This window comes from Pseudomonas edaphica (genome assembly GCF_005863185.1).
Lineage (GTDB): Bacteria > Pseudomonadota > Gammaproteobacteria > Pseudomonadales > Pseudomonadaceae > Aquipseudomonas > Aquipseudomonas edaphica.
Window position 1 is genome coordinate 1 of sequence record NZ_VBVZ01001152.1, and the last position, 513, is coordinate 513.

The following is a 513-nucleotide window of genomic DNA, read 5'->3' on the forward strand; positions in this document are numbered from 1 at the left end:
TGATCAGCTTGATAAAGCCGTCACCCAGTGGCTTGAGGGCCACACCGGTCTGCGGGTAGAAGTGACCGAGCAAAATACCGATAACGATTGCGACGATCACCTGGAAATACAGGGATTTGTAGATTGGCTGACGAGTCGTCATTGCAAAGTTCCTCAATCGCACCGTGTGACAAAGATCCGCCATTGCCCACGACACTTGAATTGCGAACCCTCCTGCACTGGAGGGATTTGTTGTTTGCGAGGTCTGTAGGAATAAACCTGCTCTGTAATCCTTATCGCAAACGCCGTGCCACTTTGCTGAAAACCGCTGTCGGCCTTTAGACATCAGGGCCGAGACCAGTCGATACGCCATCGACACTGGGGCCAGGTGGCGGAATTCCGCCCACTCACCCCCTCTCGTCCTACAATTTGGCGGATATCCGCCTTGTCGCCCCACCCGTTGATGGCTAACATCCGCCACTCCACGGCCGAGGCGCTCACATGCGTGCACGTACCATCGACAGTCCCTACGCC

Annotated in this window: 1 protein-coding gene; it reads right to left on the reverse strand. The window is 55.6% G+C overall.

Annotation, left to right across the window (positions count from 1 at the left end; translation table 11 throughout):
• A partial coding sequence (locus FEM54_RS33785; protein WP_338109397.1) for a cation:dicarboxylate symporter family transporter occupies window positions 1-142 on the reverse strand: 142 nt, incomplete at its 3' end.
• Between the last annotated feature and the right edge of the window lie 371 nt (window positions 143-513).